This is a genomic window from Nocardia sp. NPDC051321 (assembly GCF_044455225.1).
Taxonomy (GTDB): Bacteria; Actinomycetota; Actinomycetes; order Mycobacteriales; family Mycobacteriaceae; genus Nocardia.
Genome location: NZ_JBITEM010000003.1, coordinates 249,594 through 271,818 on the forward strand (window position 1 = coordinate 249,594; position 22,225 = coordinate 271,818).

The window sequence follows — 22,225 nt, forward strand, 5'->3', positions numbered from 1 at the left end:
TCGGTCATGAGTACGAGAAGAAGCCCTGACCGGATTTACGGCCGTATAGTCCGGCGTCCACCATCTTTTTCAGCAAGGGGCACGGCCGATACTTGCTGTCTCCGTAGAACTCCTGGAGTCCCTCGATGCTGTACAGGATGGTGTCGAGCCCGATGAGGTCCGCGGTCTCCAGCGGGCCCGACGCGTGCCCGAAGCAGGACCGGAAGATGTCGTCGACCTCGGCCGCCGCCGCGACGCCGTCCTGCAGCAGAAAGATCGCCTCGTTGACCATCAGCATCAACACCCGATTGGAGACGAAGCCCGGCATGTCGTTGACGATGATGCCGCGCTTGCCGAGGTCGGCGAGCAGTTGCAGCGCGATGGCGATGGTGGTTTCGGAGGTGTGCCAGCCGCGGATCACCTCGACGGTGGATTTCATCGGAACAGGGTTCATGAAGTGCATGCCGATCACCCGATCCGGGCGCTGGGTGACCCCGGCTATCTTGGTGATCGGAATGCACGAGGTGTTCGCCGCGAAGACCGTGTCGGGCGCGCAGATTCGATCCAGCTCCGGATATATCTCGGCCTTGCGCGCCCAGTTCTCGGTGATGTTCTCGATGACGAATTCCGCGGCCCCGACATCGCCGATATCGGTGGTGTAGCTGACCCGCTTGGTGAGATCGCCGTACTTCTCGGTGTCGTGGCCGAACAGGCGTCCGGTGCGCGCGTACCGGACCACCTCGCTTTCCGCACGCTCGAGCTGTTCGCGGGAGCTATCCACCAGGACGACCGAAATGCCATGCGCGGCAAGGGCTTGCGCTAGACCGGTGCCCATCACACCGGCACCGATGACGCCGAGAAGTTTCATGTCGGTGACTTCCTTTCGTCTGCGGTGGCCGCGAGGAGGTAGTCGGCCATGTCGGCGATCGTCGGCGCCTCGAACAACGCCACGGTCGGCACGATCGCGCGGAACTGTTTCTTGATCGAGTTGATCAGTTGCAGGCCGACCAGCGAATTGCCGCCGGACTCGAAGAAGTTGTCGTGCGGGCCGACCCGCTCGACGCCGAGTGCCTGCTGCCACAACTCCGCGAGCCTGCGCTGATACTCCTCGACGGTTCGGCCGGGCGGCGCGGCCGCCGGTTGGTCCGGTGTCGACGAGGGGGCCGCGCCGAACGGATCGTCGCCGCCAACCCACGTTTCGATGCGGTCGTGCAGCTGACCGGCGGAGACCACCGCGCGACGCGGGCCGCTCGCGATGAGCCGGTCCAGCACCGCGAGCGCAGCCGCGGCGGCGAACGAGTACTTGTCCAAAGAGTCAGCTACACCAGAGTTTTCGCCGTGCCGGAGGGTCGACTGCCAGGTGTCCCAGCACGCCGAGCGCCACGCGGAGCCCCCGGGCAGGCCGGGCATCGTGACGAACTGGTCCTGAAACGCGTTGGCGGCCGCGTAGGACGCGAACCCGATGCCACCGAGGACCGCCGACATCGAGGACAGCAGGACGACGAAGTCGGGACGTTCGCCGCGCAGTGCGGCGGCGAGCGCGATCGTGCCGTCGATCTTTGCCCGGAAATGTGCGGCGCTGATCTCCGGCGTCGTCGCTTCGATCGTGGTGAACGCGTCCGGCGACAGCACCCCCGCGGCATGAATCACGCCGTCGATCGGGCCGAAGCTGTTGCGGGCGTTGGCGATCGCGGCGGCGGTGGCGGCGCGATCGCCGATGTCACAGGTCAGCACCAGCACCTGGGCTCCGGCACGCGTCAGGTCGCGTACCGCGGCCGCCTTGGCGCGCGCCGTCGCACCGGCCCGCGCGACCGATTCCGCGTCGTAGAGATCCGGCAGCGGCGTCCTGGCCAGCAGGACGAGTTTGACATCGGACGCGGCGGCGGCCAGATGTGCTGCCGCCTGCAGGCCGATACTTCCTGTCCCACCGGTGATCACATAGACGCCGCCGTCGCGCACGTAGGGCGCGGGTGCGTCCAGGGTGAGCGGCCGGAAGCGTTTCACCAATCTGCGCCGCCCACGACGCGCGATCACGGTATCGGTGCCCGGCCAATGCAGCTCGGCGACAACGGCTTCGGTGAGCTCGTCCCACGAACCGTGCTCGTCATCGACCGGCGTCACGACATCCAGCGTGCGCACCGCCAGCCCCGGATATTCCTGCCCGGCCGTCAGCGCGGGACCCGCCACGACGGTCTTACCGGGATAGAGGACGTCCTCGGGATCGACGAACTGCGCGTGATCGGTGACGACCAGTATCCGGCACCCGTCGACGCAGCGGCGACCCCACTGGCCCGCCAGGGCCAACAGACTGTCGAACCCGAAACGTCGATGCACCGTCACACTGTCTACGGTGCCGGGATCGTCCGTCGTACCGTGCACGGACCACAGGTGAACTATGGTGCGTGGCAGCAGGTTCCGCTCGTCGAGCGCATCGATCAGCCGGGCATAGTCGTCGGGCTCGCCGGGCCGCACACGGTAGCCGCCCGCGGTGGCCTGCCCGAATTCGGTACCGGGGACCACGGTCACCAGGTCGGTACCGTCCAGCGCCTTGGCCACATGACCGGCGAGATCGGCACTGCGGGTGCCGGGATCGGCGAAGACGAGATAGGGCGCGTACCGGTCCGTCGAATCGGCCGCGGGCACCGCGACCCACTGTGGCTCGAAGAGCTCCGTGGCCGCCGTGTCCGGCGCGGCAAGCGACCCGATCCGGTCGATGCAACGAGCCTTCTCGGTAACGGGCCAGAACTGCTGGTGCTGAAACGAATACGACGGCAGCGAGAGTGAATGCCCGGCCGATCCGATACGCGACCAATCCACGTCCACCCCGCCGGCCCACAAACGACCGAGGGTGCGGGACACGACCATCTCGTCCGGATCGCGCGTCGACGAGCCACGCAGCGTCGGCAACGCGGTGGCACCGCCGGTGTGCACCAGCGCCTGGCTGACCAGGCTGGCCAGCTGACCGGCACCGAGGTCGAGCACAACGCACGGCTCCGCGTCGGCGAGTGTGTGCACGCCGTCGGCGAACGAGACTGTCGCGCACATGTGCTCGGCCCAGTAGTGCGGGTCGCGCGCTTGATCGTCGGTGATCCATTTGCCGGTCAGGTTGGACACGAACGGAATTCGGGGCGCGCGCAGCTCGATCCCGTCGAACAGTTCGACCATCCGCTCGCGCAGCGGATTCAGCAGGTGCGAATGCATCGCGCGGGTGGTCGGCACCCGCCGCGCGGCGATCTCGTCGGCGGCGAGGCGTTGTTCGAGCGCGCTGATCGCGGCATCGGTTCCGGCGACGACGACCGTGTTCGGACTGTTGACCGCCGCGCAGGACAGTTCGGGGCCGAGGTAATCGGCGACGCGGTCCACGGCGGCCGCGACGGTGAGCATGGCGCCGGGTTCGGCGGCCGCGACGAGCTGTGCGCGCCGAATCACCAGCGGCAGCGCCACCTCGACATCGAACACACCGGCCAGGCAGGCAGCGGAATATTCACCGAGGCTGTAACCGACCAGGCCTCGCGGCTCGATGCCATAGCTGTGCCACAGTCGTGCCGCGGCGTAGTTCAACGCGAAGATCACCGCGTGCGCCAGGTCGATTCGAGTGATCAGCTCTCCGGCGGTGGCGGTCGCGTCGCCACGCAACGACGCGAACGGGTCTGAAATCACCGGTGCCGCATCCGGGTACAGGGCAGCGCGCAGATCCATGCCCAGCGGATCGGCCGCGATTTCGGCACACCGATCGATCGCCGCACGGAATGCCGGATGCGATCGGTAAAGGTCGCGCCCCATCCCGGGGAACTGATCGCCGGTGCCCGGCAACACGAATCGCACGATCGGGCGCGGCCCCCGCGGCACGGACGCCACCGCAACTCTGCGCCCGACCTCATCGAGTGCCTCAGCCGCCTCCGGGAGTGTCCGGAAAGACACCGCCGTTCGGCACGGCATGCAAGTTCGCCCCGTCTGCAAGGTGGCAGCCACCGCAGTCGGGGCGAGTCGCGGGTTGCTGCGCAGGTACTCCGAGATCGCATGCGCGGCACCGGTCAACGCCTCGGGCGAGCGCCCGGACAGCGGCAGAATGTGCCAGCGCTGTCGATCTTCGGGATCGTGTTCGGTCACCTCGACCGGCGGCGCGGACACGATGACGTGGGCGTTGGTGCCCGACCATCCGAACGAACTGACACCCGCCGTAGGGGTGCGCTCGTCCTCGCACGGCCACGGAATGTTCTCGTGCGGCAGGCGAACCGGCGTGGCGGACCAGTCGACCGCCGGATTCGGTTGGCGCAGATGCAGGTTTCGCGGAATCGTCCTGCGGTTCAGTGCCAGCACGGTTTTGACCAATCCGGCCATCCCGGCCGCGCCGGTGAGATGGCCGATATTCGTCTTCACCGCACCCACGTACAGCGGCCTCGGTCCGCCGAAAACCTCGGTCAGCGCGGCGATCTCGATCGCGTCGCCGAGCTGCGTCCCCGAACCGTGCGCCTCGACGTAATCGATACTGTCGGCACTGACGCCCGCCCGCTGCTGGGCCTCGCGAATGACCGCGACCTGCGCGGCCCGGTTCGGCGCGGTCAGGCCGTTGCTCGTGCCGTCCTGATTCACCGCCGACCCACGCACCACCGCGAGCACCTGGTGCCGCCGGTCTTTCGCCTCGGTGAGCCGTTCCACGACGACCGCGCCGCATCCCTCGCCGAGCAGGAATCCGTCCGCGGCCGCGTCGAAGGTCTTGCAGCGACCGTCCACAGCGAGCATCCGCATCTTGCACGCCTGCAGGTAGGTATCGGGATGCACGATCGCGCTGACTCCGGCGACGACGGCCCGATCACATTCGCCGTTACGAATGCTGTTCATCGCCAGATGCAAGGCGACCAGCGAGGACGAGCAGGCGGTGTCGACGACCAGGCTCGGCCCGCGCAGGTCGAGCAGATACGAAACCCGCCCCGCCGCAACGCTGGTCGCGCTGCCGAGCCCGAGGTACGGATCGTCCAATTCCGCGCGGCCGCCGTGGTCGACCAAGACGTTCGCGTAACGACCGTCCGCCATCATCCCGACGAACACTCCGGTCCGGCTGCCCCGGGTCTGGTCGGCGGGGATGGCGGCATCCTCGAGCGCCGCCCAGGTCGCCTCGAGCAGCATCCGCTGTTGCGGGTCCATCCGCATCGCCTCGCGGGGCGAGATGCCGAAGAACTGGGCGTCGAAGCCGGCGATGTCGTCGACGAAAGCGCCCTTCGTGGTGTAGGTCGTTTCCGGCGCGTAGGGATCAGGATCGAAGAATTGCCGCGCGTCCCAACGTTGCGGCGGCACGTCGGTCGCCGTGTCGATGCCGTCTGCCAGGTTGCGCCAGAACAGCTGTGGTGAGTTCGCCCCGCCGGGGAATCGGCAGGCCATGCCGACGATGCACATCGTGTCGGCCGCAACCTCCTGGCCCGATCCGGTCGCGGCCGTGAAATCCGTTGCGGGGCTCGTGCAATCGGCGGGTGTATCGACAAGGGCCGCGCTCAACTGCGCTACCGTCGGATGCTCGTACAGCAGCGTTTCGGGGAGGTCGCGTCCGAGCCACTCCTCCAGCTCGCCGGACAGGCCGACCGCATCGGACGACGTCAGCCCGTAGGCGGCGAAGGTGGCGGTCCGATCGATCGCCGCCGGATCCATTCCGATGATCCGGCTTATCTTTTCTGCCATCCATTCCTCGATCGCCGACCGATCGAAGGCACCGGACCCCACCCGATTTGTCTCCACCAATACCACCCTTCAGACATCGGGGTCGCGGCTTTAATGCTCGAATTCATACAGAGCTTTTGCCATACACCCGATCAGGGCGAGCTCAGCCCCTGGTGGCCCCGAATCTAGCACCGACACACCCACCTCGCAACGCTGCTTCAGCATACTTCATGCCGGTGCGAATTTGAATAGAAGTCGCTGTAGCGGACTAAGCTTCACGCTCTACTGCGGCCGCATTTTCGCCATTTCCAGGAAATCCGCAACCCCCCGGTAAGGGGGCTTGCAGACGAATACGATCCCCCCGATCGGGGGGTTTACAAACCGTCTTTCCAATGCTTTCCAGATAGTTGTAAACGCGCAGTTCAATGCGCGATCACGAAATGATACAATGTGATGAGGGTCACAGATGCCGGAATGGTTACACTTCGTTAGGTCGGCTATCTTGAAAGCGGTGCAGGCTACGGGTTGACCGTACACAGAGTCGGGGTGTTACGGGATCAGGTTCTATTAATTAATATTGCATTTAAGACTTCCGGGTCGGCGGGCTAAGGATATCCATTGGAAACTCAGCATCTCAGCTGCTCAACCGAAACTATTTCGGCTACTTTTGCGGAAAGAACCAACACCCCTTTCGCAAAAACCCTGGACGGCCTGCGGACCAATCCCGATCTCAAATTGTTCTGGGACTGCATCTGGACACCACCGGAAACACAAGAGCAATTCTTGGAGTACGCCGGGCAGCTGCGCCGGTTCGCCGCGCACAGCGGCGGACTGCTCGGCCGGAGCCCCGATTTCCTCGCGGGCATCGTCTCCGCCTGGGCCGCCAACGCCGACCATTTCGGCGACGGCGCCGGGCCGATCCGGGAGTTCCACCGCGAATGCCGCGCAGGCAACGCGATACTCACCCACGCCATCTCCGACATCTCCGAACGCGGGCGAATCTCCGAGGACCACCTGCTGAAAGTCGTCGCGCGCGACGCCGACGGCATCTACCTCAGCGGCTACAAACAGCTGGCCACGCTGGCGCTCTACGCCGACGTGCTGCTGATCTACCCCTACCGCATGCTGACGCAGGCGGAGGAGTGCACCGCGCTGTGCGTGGCGATCGAACCCGACAGCAGCGGCGTGACGGTGCACTCCAGGGCGGGCTTCCGCGGCGCGCACGAACTGCCGGACCAATCCATCGATGTGCTCGATGAACAAGACGCGATCATCGAACTGGATCACGCGTTCGTGCCTAACTCTCGCGTCTTCATCGACGGCTCCATCGAACAGTGCAATACATTGCGGGCGCACACCGGGATGACCCATCCGGCCTGGATTCAGGCGCTGGCCCGGATGTCCGCGAAGGCTCAGATGTATTACACATTGGCGCAACGAGTACTGGACGGCGGTCAGACCTCCGTCAAGGAACCCGCGGTAATCCTGGCGAAGCTCCGCCGATTCGCCGCGAGCACCCAGCGAGACTTCACCGCCGCGCTCGACTCCGCGACATTCGACGAGCGCTACGGTTTCTGGGCTGCCGATCGCGCCATGCTCCTGCAAGGCATCGGTAATTTCACCGAACGCATCGAGGGCACTTCGACGCTGCTTTCGCAGATCGCCGGATTGGACCTCATTTGCCCGAAGCCGGGCAGAACGACGCAGCACGGCTTGATCTCCGCCGCACCACAGCTCTCCGATTGGACATTGTTCACCAATCTCTCGTCAGGGGCGTACGGATATCGACAGAACAAATACGAGCTGGCATTCGTCGGTGATCCCGATCGGCTCGCCGCTGGCTGACCGGGGCGAAAAGCACCGAAAGAGAGGTATGAACGACATGCTCAACCGGAAACGCCTGATCGAAGCGCTGGAGCCGTTCAGCGGGTACGTGCAGTCGGCAGTGTTGTACAACCTGATCGAGCACGGAATTCTGGAACAAATCGTGGTGAACGGAATTTCCGCACGCAAGGCGCTGGCATCGGGCATCACGACACCGGAGCGGGTCGACGCGCTGCAACTCTTCCTGCAGACCGCAGGATATATCGACAACGACCGGGCCACCGACAAACTCGCGCGGATCTGGGAAGCACGCGGCTGGTATCAGATGATGATCGGCGGATACGGCCGCACCTTCCTCGACATCGGCAGCGGATTCACCGACCCCGCCGCGGTGCCGAGGGACGGCCGGATGGTCGGCATCGGCAGCTGCGAGATCAGCGTGCACGACGCCATCCCGCTGATGTATCGCGTGCTCGAACAGCGCGGCAAGAACTACACCAGCGGCATCGACCTCGGTTGCGGCAGCGGCATTTTCCTGACAACGCTGGCCGAGAAGTATCCGGACATGCGACTCACCGGGATCGAGCCGAGCCCCGAAGGTGCCGCCGCCGCAGTGGAATTCGTGTCCGGATCGCAGCACGCCGACCGGATCGACATCGTCAACGCGGACGCGATCGGCCATCTCGAGCAGACCGAATCCCGCTACGACTTCGGCATCATCAGCTTCGTCATCCACGAAATCCTCGGCCAGGAGGGCGAAGCCGGCGTCCGCAAGTTCCTTCGGTCGCTGTTCGACACCAACCCCGGCATCGAACTCCTGGTCATCGATATCGACTATTGCTGGGACGACCAGGAGAAGATGCGCGACCCGCACCGCACGAACTATTACAACCATTACTTCCTGCTGCACCCGTTCACCGACCAGCGCCTGGCCCCCAAGCAGTACTGGACGGACCTGTACGCCAGCGAGGGACTCGAGATCGTGGTGGACGACGTCGACACGCCCGGCCTCGACGAGACCGGCATCGTGACGGCAATGCTGTTGCGGTCCAAGGAAACCCACGATGACTGACTACACCGACAGCCAAGCCGTCTCCCGGCTGAGTTCCGGGCCGCGCACCTTCTTCCGGCTCCCCTATCGGCCGATCCGGGAGCTGACCGCCGCCGACGGGGTGGACGCGGTGATCCTCGGGGTGCCGATCGACGGTGCGACCGGCTACCGCAGCGGCGCCCGCTTCGGGCCCGAGGCGGTCCGGTCGGCGAGCACGCTCGGCCGGTTGGGCAGCCGGGAACGCGACCTGGTCATCACTGATCTGCTCACCGTCGTCGACGGCGGCGACGTGCACATCGTGCCCGGCTACCACCTGCAGACCCTCGAGCTGATCGAGCACAGCGTCAAGGCCGTGCACGACATCGGCGCGCTGCCGATCCTGGTCGGCGGCGACCACAGCCTGGCCATCGCCGAATTGCGCGCGGCCGCACAGCAACACGGCCCGCTGTCGCTGGTCCAGCTGGACGCGCACCGCGACGTACTCGACAACTACTTCGGGATGAAGCACTTTCACGGCACGGTGTATCGCCGCGCCGCCGAAGAAGGCCTGATCGATCCGACGACCAGCATCCAGATCGGCATGCGCGGCAGCGTGCCGCGCGAGGATCTGGTCGACGACGGCCTCGGTTTCACCGTGATCCAGTGCGAGGAGGCGATGGCGCTCGGCTGTGCCGAACTCGGCCGGATCGTCCGAGACCGGGTCGGCGCCAATCCCGTTGCGCTGACCTTCGATATCGATTTCGTCGATCCCTCGTGCGCTCCCGGCACCGGCACTCCCGAGGTGGGCGGGCCCTCCTCGGCGTTCGCGCTCCGACTGCTGCGCGAACTCCAGCTGCCGGATATTCGCACCGTGTCGCTGGTGGAGATCTCGCCGCCGTACGACACCGCCGATATCACCGCGCATCTCGGTGTCGCGGTGATCTTCGAAATCATGACCCTTGCCGCTGCCGCACGGCGGGCCAAGACGCAACAGGATGGTCGTTTGCATGCCCGATAACATCACCGACCTCGAAGTCAGGGCGCTGGTCGACGGTGTGAACCTGTCCGATGGGCATCCGCGAATGTCGTTGTCCACCACCCAATCCGACATTGTCGCCGCCTTTCCGGAGGTCTTCGCGCAGACCAGGAAGCTGCCGGTCGACGTGGTCGAGCGCAGCGCGCGCAACTCGTTCTTGTCCTCGATCGGTCAGCACGGCGCGCTGGCCGAGGAGGTCACCTTTCGCAGCTGCTACTCCTCCTCGACCGCTATCGACATGATCGGCAAGGCGATTCGCCTCGCCGACCGCCGGGTGGCCATGGTCGAGCCGACCTTCGACAATCTGCACGACCTGCTCGCGGGCCACGGACTCAGCATCCATTCGGTCGCCGAAACCGACTTGGCGACCGGCCCGCTCGACGACGTAATCCCCGCGCACGGCGTGCTGTTCACCGTTTCGCCGAACAATCCGACGGGCACCGTGCTCGACGCGGAACGGCTACACGAGATCGCCGCCGCCTGCGCCGACCGCGACACCGTCCTGGTCATCGATTCGTGCTTCCGTGCCCAGGACCTGCGGGCGCAATACGACATGTATGCCGTGCTCGGCCGCTACGAGCTCGACTGGGTGATCATCGAGGACACCGGAAAGCTTTGGCCGCTACAGGAATTGAAGGCAGGGTTCCTGAATTGGAATGTCGGCAATCCGCTGCCGCTGGCCAGGATGTACTCCGATCACATGCTGTCGGCGTCGCCGTTCATTCTGCGGATCGTCGAGTTGTTCGCCGAGGACGGCAGGCACGGTGGCTACGACCGGCTGCGCGGCGGCATCCAGAGCAACCGGACGCTGGCGCGCGACCATATCAACCTGGCACCGGCCTATCCGGAGTCCAGAATCTCGGTCGATACGTTCCGGCTCCCGGAGGGTGTCGAGGCCAGCGCGCTCTACACTGAACTCGGCGAGGCTGGTGTGCATGTGCTGCCCGGCGAGCTGTTCTACTGGGCGCAGCCAAAACTCGGCACCGATCTGATCCGTATCTCGCTGGCGCGCGATCCGGAAGCCGTCGTCCTCGGCTGCCAGCGCGTCGACCAGCACCTAGAGGCGTGGAGGCGTGTTGTCATCAGGTGATCGCGCAACGGTGGTCCTGCTCCAGGCGAAACAGTCGCTGGGCACCGCCGGGTTGACCGAGTTCGGGGCGGCCATCGTGGCCGCGGGCGCCGAGCTACGGATCCTGCGCACGGGCGAGGTTCCGCTGGTCCGCGAGGGCGACGACGAGCTGGCCGGGATCGGCGCGCAACAGGTCGCCGACATCGACGAATGGCCGTCGCTGATTCCCGCCGGGACGACCGCGATCATCACCAATGACGAGTACCTGCTCGGCCTTGCCGCGCAACTGTGCGGCGACTTGGGCTTGCCGACACCTATCCCCGCGGGCTCCTTGGAGAACTACCGGCACAAGGGTGTCATGCGCCGGGCGCTGGAAGCCGCGGGCATCCCCGTGCCGGAGACACTGATAGTGACCGAGGGCGGCGTCGAAAAGACAGGCGGCTGTACGGGGTTCGCCGATGACGAGCTCGTCATCGTCAAACCGGCCGCCGAGGCGAACCTGCGCGGGATCCGGACCGAGAAGTTCGGCACCGTCGATCTCGGCGCGCTGGGCGACGGCCTGGTCGAACGGTTACTCGAAGGCCCGCAATATCATTCCGAGGTGCTGGTCTCGAACGGCACTGTGACACCTCTGTTTTCGGGACTGTACATTCGTTCCCTGCTCGACCTGACCAAGGGCGGCGGGTCCGGGTCGGCCCGGACCACCCCCGCGCTGGAAGCCGAGCTCGCCGAGCTCGCCATCCGGACGTGTACCGCCCTCGGCCTCGACGGCACGTTCACCGCGCACGTCGAATACCTCTCCAGCGGTGACACTTTCGCCGATGTCGTAGTCAGCGAAGTGTGCGCGCGTGCCTCCGGCGGCGAGGTCCCGTTTCAGTCCAGAGCCATCGCGGGCATCGATCTCGAGCTGCTCAACCTGCGGATCCAGGCCGGGCTCGACTGGGCGGTGCCGACCATCGATCCCGACGCCTCGGGCGGCTGGATGTGGCGCGTCGGCCAGCCGATCGCCGGGGCCGACCGCATCGACCACCTGCCCGTCGACCCGTCGTTCGATCGAATCCGCCTCGGCGGCCGGGCCAGGATCACCGGCCGCACCGAGGCCGTCCTCGCCGCGCTCGAACTGCTGGCAGCCGCGAACGAGGTGCCGTGAGTGACGAGTGAGCGACGACCCATAGATCGGTCCCGGCGGCGCGGGAAACCGCTGACCGACTTCGCCTTTCAGGAATGGCGGGTGCCGGTGCTGCCGCCACCGTGGGAACTCACCCCGGTCACCCCATCCACTGCGGCCGAGATCGACCAGGTCGCGCACTGGATGGCGCAACCGCACGTACAGATCGCGATGCACAAGGACTGGGATCGCGCGGGCTGGCAGGACGAGATCGATTTCCAGTTCTCCGACAACAAGACTCGCCCCTTTCTCGTCGGACAGGACGGGCAGCGGGGCGGCTACGTCGAGCTGTATCGCGTCGCACTGGACGCGGTCGCCGACTACTACGACACACCGGACAACGACATGGGCATGCACGGCTGCATCGGCGAACCCGACTACTTCGGGTACGCCTTGCCGTTCTGGGTCGCGCTCATCGCCGGCGTCTTCGAGACCTACCCGGACTGCACCGGCGTGATCTCGGACCCGACCGCCTCGAATCAACTGGTGCGCACGCTCGACCGCAGTGTCTGCAAGGCCGTGGACGGCCAGGAACTCGGGGAGGTGGATCTACCGCACAAACAGGCCGCGCTGTTCCGCTTCGAGCGCGAAAACTTCTATGCCGCAATGAAACGACAAGGGGGTGTCGACATTGTCCTCCGCGAGCTCGGTGGTCACTGATCCTATTCGCTGGTTCCTACTACACGGTCCGCTCCGATTGTTGCCCGATTCGATGCTCGGCGACGAAAACGATGTCGGCAGGCTGTTTCTCCGGCCGCCGGAAAAGGGTGCTCCTTACCGGGCGGTCCTGACGAAGATCGGCGCGACGGCGGGCGTGCACGACAGCGCCGCGGGCATCGTCGTCACCGGGTACGCGGAGAGCGAGGAAATCCTGCGCAGCAACGACTGGTCGGCGGACCAGCCCGTGGCGATCCCCCCGGCGGCCGGGGTCTACCGCTGGCTGACCAGGCGTTCGGTACCCATCGCCCTGGACGCCCCCGCCCTGGTCTTCATGGACCCGCCCGAGCACACCAGGCTGCGGAAACTGGTCTTCCCGATGTTCACCCATCGCGCGGTGACGAGTTCGATCGATATCATCACCAAACACACCGAGGCGGTGCTCGCCGAGCTCGACGGCCGGGAAAACATCGACCTCGTCGCCGATTTCGCGCGCAAGATTCCCATCCGGGTCATCTCCGACTTCCTCGGCATTCCCGATCTCGGCGACGACATGCTCGACTCGCTCGGCGGGCACGGCGCCAAACTGCTCGACGTCGGCATCACCTTTCCGGAATACCGGCGCGGCATGACCGAGGCACGCAAGTTCACCGACTTCGTGGTGGACTGCACGAAGGATCCGGGAATTCTGCACGAGGGATTCCTGAAGGATTGCGTCCGCATGCACGCCGCAGGCGAACTCACCTTCGCGGAGCTGTTGACGCTGGTCGGTTTCGTCTTCGCGGCGGGATTCGAGACCACCGTCAGCTTCATCGCGAATTCCCTCGTGACGCTGCTCGAACACGGCCTCGGTGCCGAGGTGCTCGACGAGGGCCGCCTGACCGATCCATGGTTCGAGGAACTGCTGCGCTACGACTCCCCCATCCAGCTGACCCACCGCACCGCCCGGGTGGAGACCAAGATCGGTGACCGGGTCGTCGCGCCGGGCACCGGGGCGTTGATCTGGGTCGGCGCGGTCAACTACGACACCCGCGCCTACCCGAATCCGGGCCGGCTCGATGTCGAGAACGTCACGGCGCGAACGAGTATGAGCTTCTCCACCGGCGTGCACCGCTGCCTCGGCGCGTCCTTGGCGAAGGTGCAGGGGCAGGTGGCGGTAGGTAGCTTCCTCAGCGCGTTCCCGAATGCCCGGCTGCTACCGGGTCGGCAATGGCGGGATTCGATTGTCCTGCACGGACATATCCGAGCTCCGCTGGCGTTGACCAGCGCGCGCTGATGCGCGCCGTCACGGTGGATCCGGCGACGCTCTACTGCCTGGGGGCGTCGGCCGATCCGGCCGTCGTCGCCGGTGCGCTTGGGGTGTGCGTCGAGCCGGTGGCGCCGGGTACCGCGCTCGCGCACAAGATGATCGCGCTCGCCGCGCACGACCTCACCACCGCCGAACTGGCCGAAACTGCCGCCGCGACAACGGATTCCTGGGTTCACCTGGTCTCGTCCGGTCCCAGCTATCCGCATATTCCGGCGCTCGCGCGGAACAATTTGGTGACCAGAAGCGCGCGGGCCTATGCCCCGTCGCTGTCGGAGTACGTGATCACCCAGCACGTTCTGCACTGCGCCGGCGACATGCCGAAACCCTTCAACCGTCGCGAAGCCCTGGTGGTCGGGTACGGGGCCTTCGGTCACACCGTCGCCGAAACACTGGCCGGACTCGGCACACGGGTGACCGTGGTGCGGCCGCGCTCGCGCACTGCCCATCCGTTCGGCAGCGGGGAGGCGACGCCGCTAGATCGTCTGCCACATCGATTCGCGCACCTGATGGTCGTCGCACTGCCCGGTCTGCCCGAGGTGTCGAACTTCATCGATGACGCGCTGTTTCGCTGTCTGCGGCTCGACGGGCATCTGATCAATCCCGCTCGCTGCTACCCCGTCGACGGTGACGCCCTGCTGCACTGGCTCGCCGCGGGCACCGGCAGGCTCACCAGCGATGTCGAAACCGACGAACGGGCAGAGCAGTTGCGGCCGTGGATCGATAAGGGACGGGTCACGCTGACGCCGCACACCGCATGGCGGCCGTGGGATGGCGATCCGCTGTATCACCGCGACTGGGCGGCAATCCACGCCACCGGGACCCTTGATCGGTCGACAATGAGGGAGCCGTCCCTGCGCATCGACCCGCGCACGATCGCCACGGACTACCTGATTCCTTGACCACCCGTGCCACTGGAGGCCCGATGCCGTTCTGGTTGATAGCGATCACCTTCTCCGTATTCGTCTTCTACACCGACGATTACATGATCGCGGGCGTGCTCCCCGAACTGGCCGCCGATCTCGGCGTCTCGGAATCCACTGCGGGACAGCTCGTTACGGCCTACTCGCTGGTGCTCGTCATCGGCGCACCGCTGATCGCGTTCGCCTCGGCGCGCCGCACCAGGCTCGGCGTCTTCGTCGGCGCCTCGATCGTCTTCACCCTGGCGAATCTGCTGGCCGCCGTGGTCGATTCGTTCTGGCAGCTGATGGTGCTGCGGGTGCTGGCCGCGGGTGCCGCCGCCGCCTGCCTGCCCGCGATGTTCGCGCTCGCCCCCACGCTGGCGCCGCCGGAGAAGCGCAGCTCCTATATCGGCATCGTGTCCTCCGGCATTGTCGGCGCGCTGGCGATCGGCGTTCCGTTCGGCACGCTCTGGGCCAGCATTTTCAGCTGGCGTGGCAATTTCGTCGTCTTCGCCGGTCTCAGCGTGCTTTCGATGGTGCTGCTGTTCGGGGTGCGCGGATACCTGCGTAAGCCGGGCGAATTGGTCTCGGCTCGAACACATCTCACGGCCCTGTCCAGCAGGCCGGTGATCACCGTGCTGCTCGGCAACACCATCCTGCTCGGTGGCGCGCTGATGATGTTCACCTACTTCGGTCCTTTCGCGGCCGACTTCTCGAATTCGTCGCTGCGGCAACGTGGTCTGTTGTTCGCGGTGGCCGGGATAGCGGGTCTGATCGGCTCGGTGGCCGGTGGCATCTACGTGGACAAGAAGGGCGCGTCAGCCGCGCTGCGCATCGGCTTCGGCTTGTTTCTCGGCACCATGGTCGTCTTCGCGATCCTGACGATGTTCGCGCCGATTCCGTTGGCGGTGCTGGTGGCGCTGACCCTCGTGTGGTCGTTGTCCCTGTACTGGAACGCACCCGCCATGCAGACGATGCTGCTCGACGCCGCACCCGATTCGGCGACGCAGGTGCTGGCGCTCAACTCGTCGTCGACCTATCTCGGGGTCACCCTCGGCAGCATCGCCGGCGGCGTGACCCTGGCGTTGTTCAGTCCCTTCGCCCTTCCGATCGCCGCCGCGGCGCTCAGCGCGGTCGCCCTCGTCGTCATCGAGGTTCTCGGGCGCGGCGCGGCGGCAGCGGAGCGACTCCGGCACGACCCAGCAGAAAGGAACACATGATGACCGGCATATATCCACCGGCTTCCCGACTACCTCGACTGCTACAAACGGTGCTGCACACCAAGCGGCATGCTCAGTTCCTCGGCGCGCAGGCGCGCCGCTTCGGCGACGTGTTCACGGTGCGGCTGCTGCCACCGTATCCGGATCGGATCGTGGTGTTCTCCCGGCCCGACCACATCAAGGAGATCTTCACCGCGGATCCGGCGGATCTGCATGCGGGCGAGGCCTATCGGGAGCTCGCGATGATCATGGGTGAGCATTCGGTGCTGCTGACCGACGGCAGCCAGCATGCCCGCGCGCGCAGGCTGTTGATGCCCGCCTTCGCCGGGGCGGCCCTCAACGGCTATCGCGCGCTGGTCGAGGACATCGCCAAGACCCACGTCGAGCGCTGGCATGCCGGTTCGACGGAACGCGTGCTGAGCCGGATGGAAGATCTGACGCTCGACGTGATCACCCAGGTGGTCTTCGGGGTCGCCGACGAGCGCCGCAGGACCGCGCTGACTCCGCAGCTGCGTCGCGTCACCGATATCAGCCCGGTGGTGCTGCTCGGCTGGAAATGGCCGTGGCTGCGGCAATTCGGGCCGTGGCAGCGGTTCAGCAAGACCCGCTCCGACATCGACGAGCTGCTCTACGCCGAAATCGCCAGGCGCCGTGACCATCCGGAGATCGATCAGCAGGCCGATGTGCTGTCCCGGCTGCTCGCGGTCGGCGCGGGCGACGACCCCGGCACCGAACCGCTCAGCGACGCGGAGCTGCGCGATCAACTCGTCACGCTGCTGCTCGCCGGACACGAGACCACCGCGTCGGCACTGTCCTGGGCGCTGCACGAATTGGCCTCGGCACCCGATATTCAGGATCGGGCCAGGCAGGCGGCCCGCGACGGGGACGACAAATACCTCGAAGCGGTGGTGAAAGAGGCACTGCGGCACCGCATGGTGATCGGACGGGTCCAGCGCCAGCTCACCAGGGACCTGACCATCGGCGGCATACCGCTGCGGCGCGGCACCAGGGTGTCGACGTCGATCGTGCTCGCGCACCAGAATCCGGCCAATCACCCGGCGCCGGAACAGTTCCGGCCCGACCGCTTCCTCGACGGCGGCGTCGCGCCGAATACCTGGCTGCCGTTCGGCGGCGGCGTCCGGCGCTGCATCGGGGCGGGCTTCTCGCTGATGGAGGGCGCCGTTGTGCTGCGAGCGGTGCTGACGCGCTACCAGCTCGCGCTGCCGGGAGCTCCGGAGCGTGGACGGGTGCGCAATATCACCAACGTTCCCGCGCGCGGTGCGCGGATCGTGATCACCGCGCTGAACTGAAGACCTTGTCGAAGAACGCTTTTCGACGTCAGAACGGCAGCACGGGAACCGCGTCGAGCAGGGCCTGGGTGTACGGGTGCTCGGGATGCTCGAGCACCGCCTCGGCGGCGCCACGTTCGACGATCGCCCCGTCCTTCATCACCAGCAGCTGATCACACAGCTGCTGGACGACGCCGACGTCATGCGACACCAGGATCAGCGACAGCCCGAACCGCTGCACCAGATCGCGCAGCAGCTCGATGATCTGGGCCCGGGTGGACGCGTCCAAGGCGGAGAACGGTTCGTCGCCGACCAGCACCTTCGGATTGGGCGCCAGCGCACGGGCGATCGCGATGCGCTGGCGCTGCCCACCGGAGAATTCGTGCGGATACCGCACCGCCGCATCGGGTTCCAGGCCGACCGCGACCAGCAGTTCGGACACCCGGTAATCGTGGTCGCCCGGAATACGCAGGCACTCCAGTGGTTCGGCGATCGAATCACCGACGATCATCCGCGGATCCAGCGAACTCAGCGGATCCTGCAGCACCACTTGGACTTCCCTGCGGAACCAGGCGAGGTCGCGACCCGTCACGGGTCTGCCCTGATAGTGGACCTCGCCCTGGTCGGGTCGGTCGAGGGCGAGCAGCAACCGCAGCAAAGTCGACTTCCCGGAACCGGATTCGCCGACGATGCCGAGATGGCTGCCCTCGTCGAGCGACAGACTGACCGCACGCACCGCATGCCGCTGCGGCGGGCGATGCCGCAGGCTGGTCCGCGGCAACCGGAACGACCGGCTCAAATCCGTTGCCTCGAGCAGGATCACGACACTACCTCCGCCGAACCGCTGTCGACGCCGAGCCGGTACGGCCGCCGGAACGAGGTAGCCCGCGCCAGCTCCAGCAGAGTGCGCAGATACGGATCCTTCGAACCGTGCAAGATCTCCGCCAATTCACCGTCCTCCAAAACCCGCCCCTTCCCCAGCACCAGCACGCGTCGCGTTACCTGCGCGAGCACCGCGAGATCATGCGTGACGAACAGCAGCGCGGAACCCTCCTCGTCCACCAAATCCTCGAGCAGCGCCAAGATTTCGGCCTGCACCGTGACATCTAGGGCCGTCGTCGGCTCGTCCGCGATCAGCAAGGCGGGCCGCGCGGCGAGGGCCATCGCGATGCCGACCCGCTGTCGCTGCCCACCGGAAAGTTGATGAGGAAAAGCGCGCACGATGTTCGCCGGATCCGGCAGCCCAACCCGGGCCGCCAGCTCGGTCGCCGCGGCAAACGCCTGCCGCCTGCCCATTTCCTGATGCAGCCGCAGCGGTTCCGCGATCTGCTTGCCGACCCGCATCAGCGGATTCAACGCCGAAAGCGGTTCCTGAAACACCATGGCCATCCGGCTGCCCCGAATCTTCGACAGCGCGCGGTCGCTACGGCCGATCAGCTCGACGCCGTCGAGCAGGATGCTGCCGCGCACCCTCGCCTCCTCCGGCAACAGGCCCATAATCGCCAGGGCGAGTAGGGATTTGCCGGATCCGGACACGCCGATCAGGCCGAGTCGCGCACCCGCGTCGATGCTGAAGTCCACCTTGTCCAGCAGGACCTGGTCACCGATCTCTACCGTCAGGTCGGTCACCCGCAGCAGCGTCATCGCGTCGGCACCCCTTTGCGCAGCCGCGGATCAGTGACGCTGCGCAGTGCGTCACCGAGCAGATTGAAGCCGAGCACCGTGAGTGCCACCGCCAACCCCGGCCACACCACCAGCAGCGGGCGGACCTTGATGTAGTCCTGTTGCGCGCGCAGGATGCCGCCCCAGGACGGCGCCGACGGCGAACTGCCGTAACCGAGGTAGGTCAGCGCGGCCTCGGCCAGCACCGCAAGGGCCATCACCCAGGACAGCTGCACGATCAGCGTCGGCGCGATGGCGGGCAGCAGGTGTTTGCGCACGATCCGCGCGGTGGACGCGCCTGCCGCCCGCGCCGCGAGGACGAAGTCGCTGGTGAGCACCCGCGCTACCTCGCCGCGCGCCACTCGCGCCACGGCGACGCCCGAGCTGATGCCGATGGCGACCGCCACCGTCAGCATCGATCCGCCGTAAACCGCCGCGAGCACCATCGCCAGCAGCAGCGCGGGGAAGGCGATCATGATGTCGATCAGTTGCACCACCACCGAGCCGACCGCGTGCGGCGTCAGCTGCGCGGCCAAGGCCAGGATCAGGCCGAGCGTGCCCGCGATGGCCGCGACCACCAACGCAACGGCCAGCGTCTGCCACGCCCCTGCCAGCAACTGGCTGAAGACGTCGTGCCCGACCCGGTCGGTGCCGAGCAGATGGCCCGCGCTGAACGGCAGCAGCCACGCCTTACTCGGGTTGGTGGCCTGCGGATCGTAGGGCGTCCACCAGAGCGACACCAGGCTGGCGAGCACGAGCGTGCCGACCACGGCCAGCCCGAAAACCCCACTGGGCCGCCGGATCAGCGCGGCGAGCGCGACCTGCACCGCGCGGCGCCTGCGCAACCAGGTGGGCCTGTTGACGGCGTGAATCACAGCGTGGCCTCCAGCCGGGGGTCGATGAGCCGGTGCACGATATCGACGGCGAAGCCGATCGCGAGCACCGCGCTGACGATCAGCAACACCTCCCCCTGGACCTTCACCAGATCCCGGTTCGCCACATCGGACAGCAGCATGCTGCCGACGCCGGGCAGCGTGAACACCCGCTCGATCACCACGGCCCCGACGATCAGCACCGCGAATTGCAGCCCCAGGATCGAGACCACCGAGGGCGCGGCATTGCGAAAACCGTGCCGCACCAACGCCTGTGTGCGGGTCAAGCCCTTGGCCCGCGCGGTGCGCAAATACTCCGAATACAGCACACCGAGGATGGCCGAGCGCACGAAGCGGAACAGCACCGCGCCCTCGGAGATACCCAGCGTCACGCAGGGCAGGATGAGGCTGCGTATCGCGACACCGGGATCCGCCCAGCGATCAGCCGGAAAGCCCTGTGCGGGCAGGACTTTCAGTTCGACCGCGAATACCAGGATCAGCAGCATGGCCAACCATAGGCCCGGAATGGCGATGCCGAGCTGGGAGACCGCGTTGGCGGCCTCCCCGGTCCGGCTGCGATGCCGCACGGCGGCCCAGGTGCCCAGCGGTATCGCCAAACCCAAGGCGATCAGCAGTGCTCCGATGATCAGCGGCCCGGTGACCGCCAGCTTCTGCTCCAGTTCGGCACCCACCGACGTGCCGTTCAGCTGGGAATGGCCGAAATCGCCGTTGAAGACACCGCCGATCCAGGACAGGTACTGCGCGGGCAACGACCGATCCAGGCCGAGGTCGGTGCGGATCGCGGCGATCTGCTCCGGTGTCGCCTGCAGGCCCGCGACGGTGGCCGCGACATCGCCGGGCAGCAACCGCAGCATCCCGAAGATGAGCACGCTCGCCACCGTGAGCGACAGCAGGAGCAGCCCGGCGCGCCGCATCAAATACCAGAGCAAGACACCTCCGTCACTTTGCGACCGCGAGCGTGGTCGCCGGGAACCGGTTGTTGGTCTCGTGCTGTGGTACGCCGTACATACCCTTGCGCACCACCGTATTCAGTTCGACGAGGAACAACCAGTCACACGGTGCGTCCTCGGCGACCTGCCGGGTCATCTTCTTCAGCAGGTCGTTGCGAGCCTGCTCGGTGTCTGCGGTGAGCGCGTCCCGATACCACTGCTGGACCTGTTTGTTGTCGTAGCCGAAGTAGTAGTCGGCACGGGCGTAGTTGTTCACGTCGTGCGCTTCCGCGTGATTGACCACGCTGAGCTCGTAATCGTGGTTCTTGTACACCTTCGACAGCCAGGTCTGGAATTCGACCGCGTGCACGTTGAGCGTGATGCCGACGTCCTTGAGGTTGGAGACGAGGATATCGCTGAGCGCGGTGACGTAGTGGTTCGGGAACTCCAGCGTCAGCTGCAGGCCGTTGCCGTAGCCCGCGGCGGCGAGCAGCTTCTTCGCGTTGTCCGGGTTGTACTGATCGATCGACGTCAGGTCCTCATACCAGGGATCCTGCGGCGGGACGGGGCCGCCGATCTGGATGCCTGCGCCGATCGCCTTGATGATCGCCTTCTTGTCGAGCGCTTGCCGAATAGCATGGCGCACATCCGGATTCGCGAATATGGGGTTGGCTTCGTTGAACGCGAGAGTGTATTCGTCGGTGCTGTTGCCGCGCAGGATGTCGAACTTGTCATTGCCGGTGAACGCTTGCAGCAGTGTCGGATCGGTCGCGGTCTGGATATCGGTCTGTCCGGTCAGTTCGGCGTTGTTCGCGGTGTTCGGCTCGATGATGTAGTGGAACACCACCTTTGCCACCTTGGGCGCGGGACCCCAGTAGCCGTCCACGCGGGACAGCGTGAGGGTGGAGCCGCGGTTCCACTGCGTCACCCGGAACGGCCCCGATCCGTTGTCCGCGCCGTCGAGGGCGGCGAAGTCGGTGCCGGTCTGGTAGACGATGCCGCCGCGCTGGGTCAGGTTCCAGAGCAGGTTGGTGTCGCGTTGCTTCAGCTTGATCGTCACCGTGGTCGGATCCGACGCCGCGACGTCGGCCACGGAGGTGAAGTCCTGCGCGCGCAACGACTTCGAGCCGGGCGCGATCACCTGTTGCAGCGACCACACGACATCCGCCGACGTCAGCGGGGCGCCGTCGTGGAACTTCGCGTTCGACACCAGGTGGAAGGTGTAGGTCAGGCCGTCGGGGGTCTGATCCCATGACGTCGCCAGGGCAGGCACCACCTTGTCCTTGGCGTTGCCGTCGACCGTGACCATGCCCTGGTAGACGTTGTCGAGCAGCGCCTGGTCGAGCGCGACGCCGGCGGTGGTGAAGGTGTTCAGGCTGACGGGTTCCAGCGCGAATCGGACGTTCGCGGTGGCGTTCAAGTTCAGCTGATCGTCCGGTGGCGTCTCGGACTGGGTCGCCTTGCTCGCGTCCGATCCGACGTCACCGCCGGTACCGCACGCCGCACTCCACAGGCAGACCGCGAGGGCCAGCGCCAGCACAGCAATCGGACGACCGCGCCTCACGCTTCGCTCCCGACGGTGCGAACGATTCTACGAGCCTGCAATTTG

17 protein-coding genes are annotated in these 22,225 nt (G+C 66.3%); 10 read left to right on the forward strand and 7 right to left on the reverse strand.

Going from position 1 to position 22,225, the window contains the following annotated elements; translation table 11 throughout:
• Positions 1-4: 4 nt before the first annotated feature.
• Both ACIA8C_RS08190 and ACIA8C_RS08195 read right to left on the reverse strand, forming a co-directional pair.
• A complete protein-coding gene (locus tag ACIA8C_RS08190; protein WP_397132241.1) occupies positions 5-847 on the reverse strand; it encodes a 3-hydroxyacyl-CoA dehydrogenase family protein in 843 nt (280 codons plus the stop codon).
• Positions 844-5,652, reverse strand: coding sequence for an SDR family NAD(P)-dependent oxidoreductase (locus ACIA8C_RS08195; RefSeq protein ID WP_397132243.1), 4,809 nt, complete (start codon positions 5,650-5,652; stop codon positions 844-846). Before ACIA8C_RS08195 ends, ACIA8C_RS08190 begins: the two co-directional genes overlap by 4 nt.
• A gap of 714 nt (positions 5,653-6,366) precedes the next feature.
• Here ACIA8C_RS08195 and ACIA8C_RS08200 point away from each other — a divergent pair.
• From ACIA8C_RS08200 to ACIA8C_RS08245, 10 genes are read left to right on the forward strand one after another with little or no spacing between them, the layout of a single operon-like run.
• The gene (locus ACIA8C_RS08200; protein WP_397132817.1) at positions 6,367-7,476 is read left to right on the forward strand and encodes a 4-hydroxyphenylacetate 3-hydroxylase N-terminal domain-containing protein; all 1,110 of its coding nucleotides are present in this window, start codon (positions 6,367-6,369) and stop codon (positions 7,474-7,476) included.
• A gap of 28 nt (positions 7,477-7,504) precedes the next feature.
• A complete protein-coding gene (locus tag ACIA8C_RS08205; RefSeq protein ID WP_397132245.1) occupies positions 7,505-8,527 on the forward strand; it encodes a methyltransferase domain-containing protein in 1,023 nt (340 codons plus the stop codon).
• Positions 8,520-9,503, forward strand: a complete 984-nt coding sequence (locus ACIA8C_RS08210) for an arginase family protein (protein WP_397132247.1) — start codon at positions 8,520-8,522, stop codon at positions 9,501-9,503. The genes ACIA8C_RS08205 and ACIA8C_RS08210 overlap by 8 nt, the downstream gene beginning before the upstream one ends.
• On the forward strand, positions 9,493-10,611 hold the full coding sequence (locus ACIA8C_RS08215; protein ID WP_397132249.1) for a pyridoxal phosphate-dependent aminotransferase: 1,119 nt from the start codon (positions 9,493-9,495) through the stop codon (positions 10,609-10,611). The genes ACIA8C_RS08210 and ACIA8C_RS08215 overlap by 11 nt, the downstream gene beginning before the upstream one ends.
• A complete protein-coding gene (locus tag ACIA8C_RS08220) occupies positions 10,595-11,740 on the forward strand; it encodes an acetyl-CoA carboxylase biotin carboxylase subunit family protein (protein WP_397132251.1) in 1,146 nt (381 codons plus the stop codon). Before ACIA8C_RS08215 ends, ACIA8C_RS08220 begins: the two co-directional genes overlap by 17 nt.
• On the forward strand, positions 11,741-12,418 hold the full coding sequence (locus tag ACIA8C_RS08225) for a GNAT family N-acetyltransferase (protein WP_397132253.1): 678 nt from the start codon (positions 11,741-11,743) through the stop codon (positions 12,416-12,418). It begins immediately after the preceding gene.
• Between the two features lie 40 nt (positions 12,419-12,458).
• Positions 12,459-13,691 (forward strand): cytochrome P450, encoded by a 1,233-nt coding sequence (locus ACIA8C_RS08230; protein WP_397132255.1) that lies wholly within the window; start codon positions 12,459-12,461, stop codon positions 13,689-13,691.
• Positions 13,691-14,623 carry an NAD(P)-dependent oxidoreductase gene (locus ACIA8C_RS08235; RefSeq protein ID WP_397132257.1) on the forward strand — a complete coding sequence of 311 codons (933 nt, stop codon included), beginning with the start codon at positions 13,691-13,693 and terminating at the stop codon, positions 14,621-14,623. Before ACIA8C_RS08230 ends, ACIA8C_RS08235 begins: the two co-directional genes overlap by 1 nt.
• Before the next feature lie 23 nt (positions 14,624-14,646).
• Complete coding sequence (locus tag ACIA8C_RS08240; protein ID WP_397132259.1) at positions 14,647-15,843, forward strand: MFS transporter; 1,197 nt, start codon at positions 14,647-14,649, stop codon at positions 15,841-15,843.
• Positions 15,843-17,153, forward strand: a complete 1,311-nt coding sequence (locus ACIA8C_RS08245; RefSeq protein ID WP_397132261.1) for a cytochrome P450 — start codon at positions 15,843-15,845, stop codon at positions 17,151-17,153. Before ACIA8C_RS08240 ends, ACIA8C_RS08245 begins: the two co-directional genes overlap by 1 nt.
• Before the next feature lie 28 nt (positions 17,154-17,181).
• Here ACIA8C_RS08245 and ACIA8C_RS08250 read toward each other — a convergent pair whose 3' ends face one another.
• From ACIA8C_RS08250 to ACIA8C_RS08270, 5 genes are read right to left on the reverse strand one after another with little or no spacing between them, the layout of a single operon-like run.
• A complete protein-coding gene (locus ACIA8C_RS08250; RefSeq protein WP_397132263.1) occupies positions 17,182-17,955 on the reverse strand; it encodes an ATP-binding cassette domain-containing protein in 774 nt (257 codons plus the stop codon).
• A complete protein-coding gene (locus ACIA8C_RS08255; protein ID WP_397132265.1) occupies positions 17,952-18,776 on the reverse strand; it encodes an ABC transporter ATP-binding protein in 825 nt (274 codons plus the stop codon). Before ACIA8C_RS08255 ends, ACIA8C_RS08250 begins: the two co-directional genes overlap by 4 nt.
• Positions 18,773-19,669 (reverse strand): ABC transporter permease, encoded by an 897-nt coding sequence (locus ACIA8C_RS08260; protein ID WP_397132267.1) that lies wholly within the window; start codon positions 19,667-19,669, stop codon positions 18,773-18,775. Before ACIA8C_RS08260 ends, ACIA8C_RS08255 begins: the two co-directional genes overlap by 4 nt.
• The gene (locus tag ACIA8C_RS08265) at positions 19,666-20,616 is read right to left on the reverse strand and encodes an ABC transporter permease (RefSeq protein WP_397132269.1); all 951 of its coding nucleotides are present in this window, start codon (positions 20,614-20,616) and stop codon (positions 19,666-19,668) included. The genes ACIA8C_RS08260 and ACIA8C_RS08265 overlap by 4 nt, the downstream gene beginning before the upstream one ends.
• A 10-nt stretch (positions 20,617-20,626) precedes the next feature.
• On the reverse strand, positions 20,627-22,180 hold the full coding sequence (locus ACIA8C_RS08270) for an ABC transporter substrate-binding protein (RefSeq protein ID WP_397132271.1): 1,554 nt from the start codon (positions 22,178-22,180) through the stop codon (positions 20,627-20,629).
• Positions 22,181-22,225 lie beyond the last annotated feature (45 nt).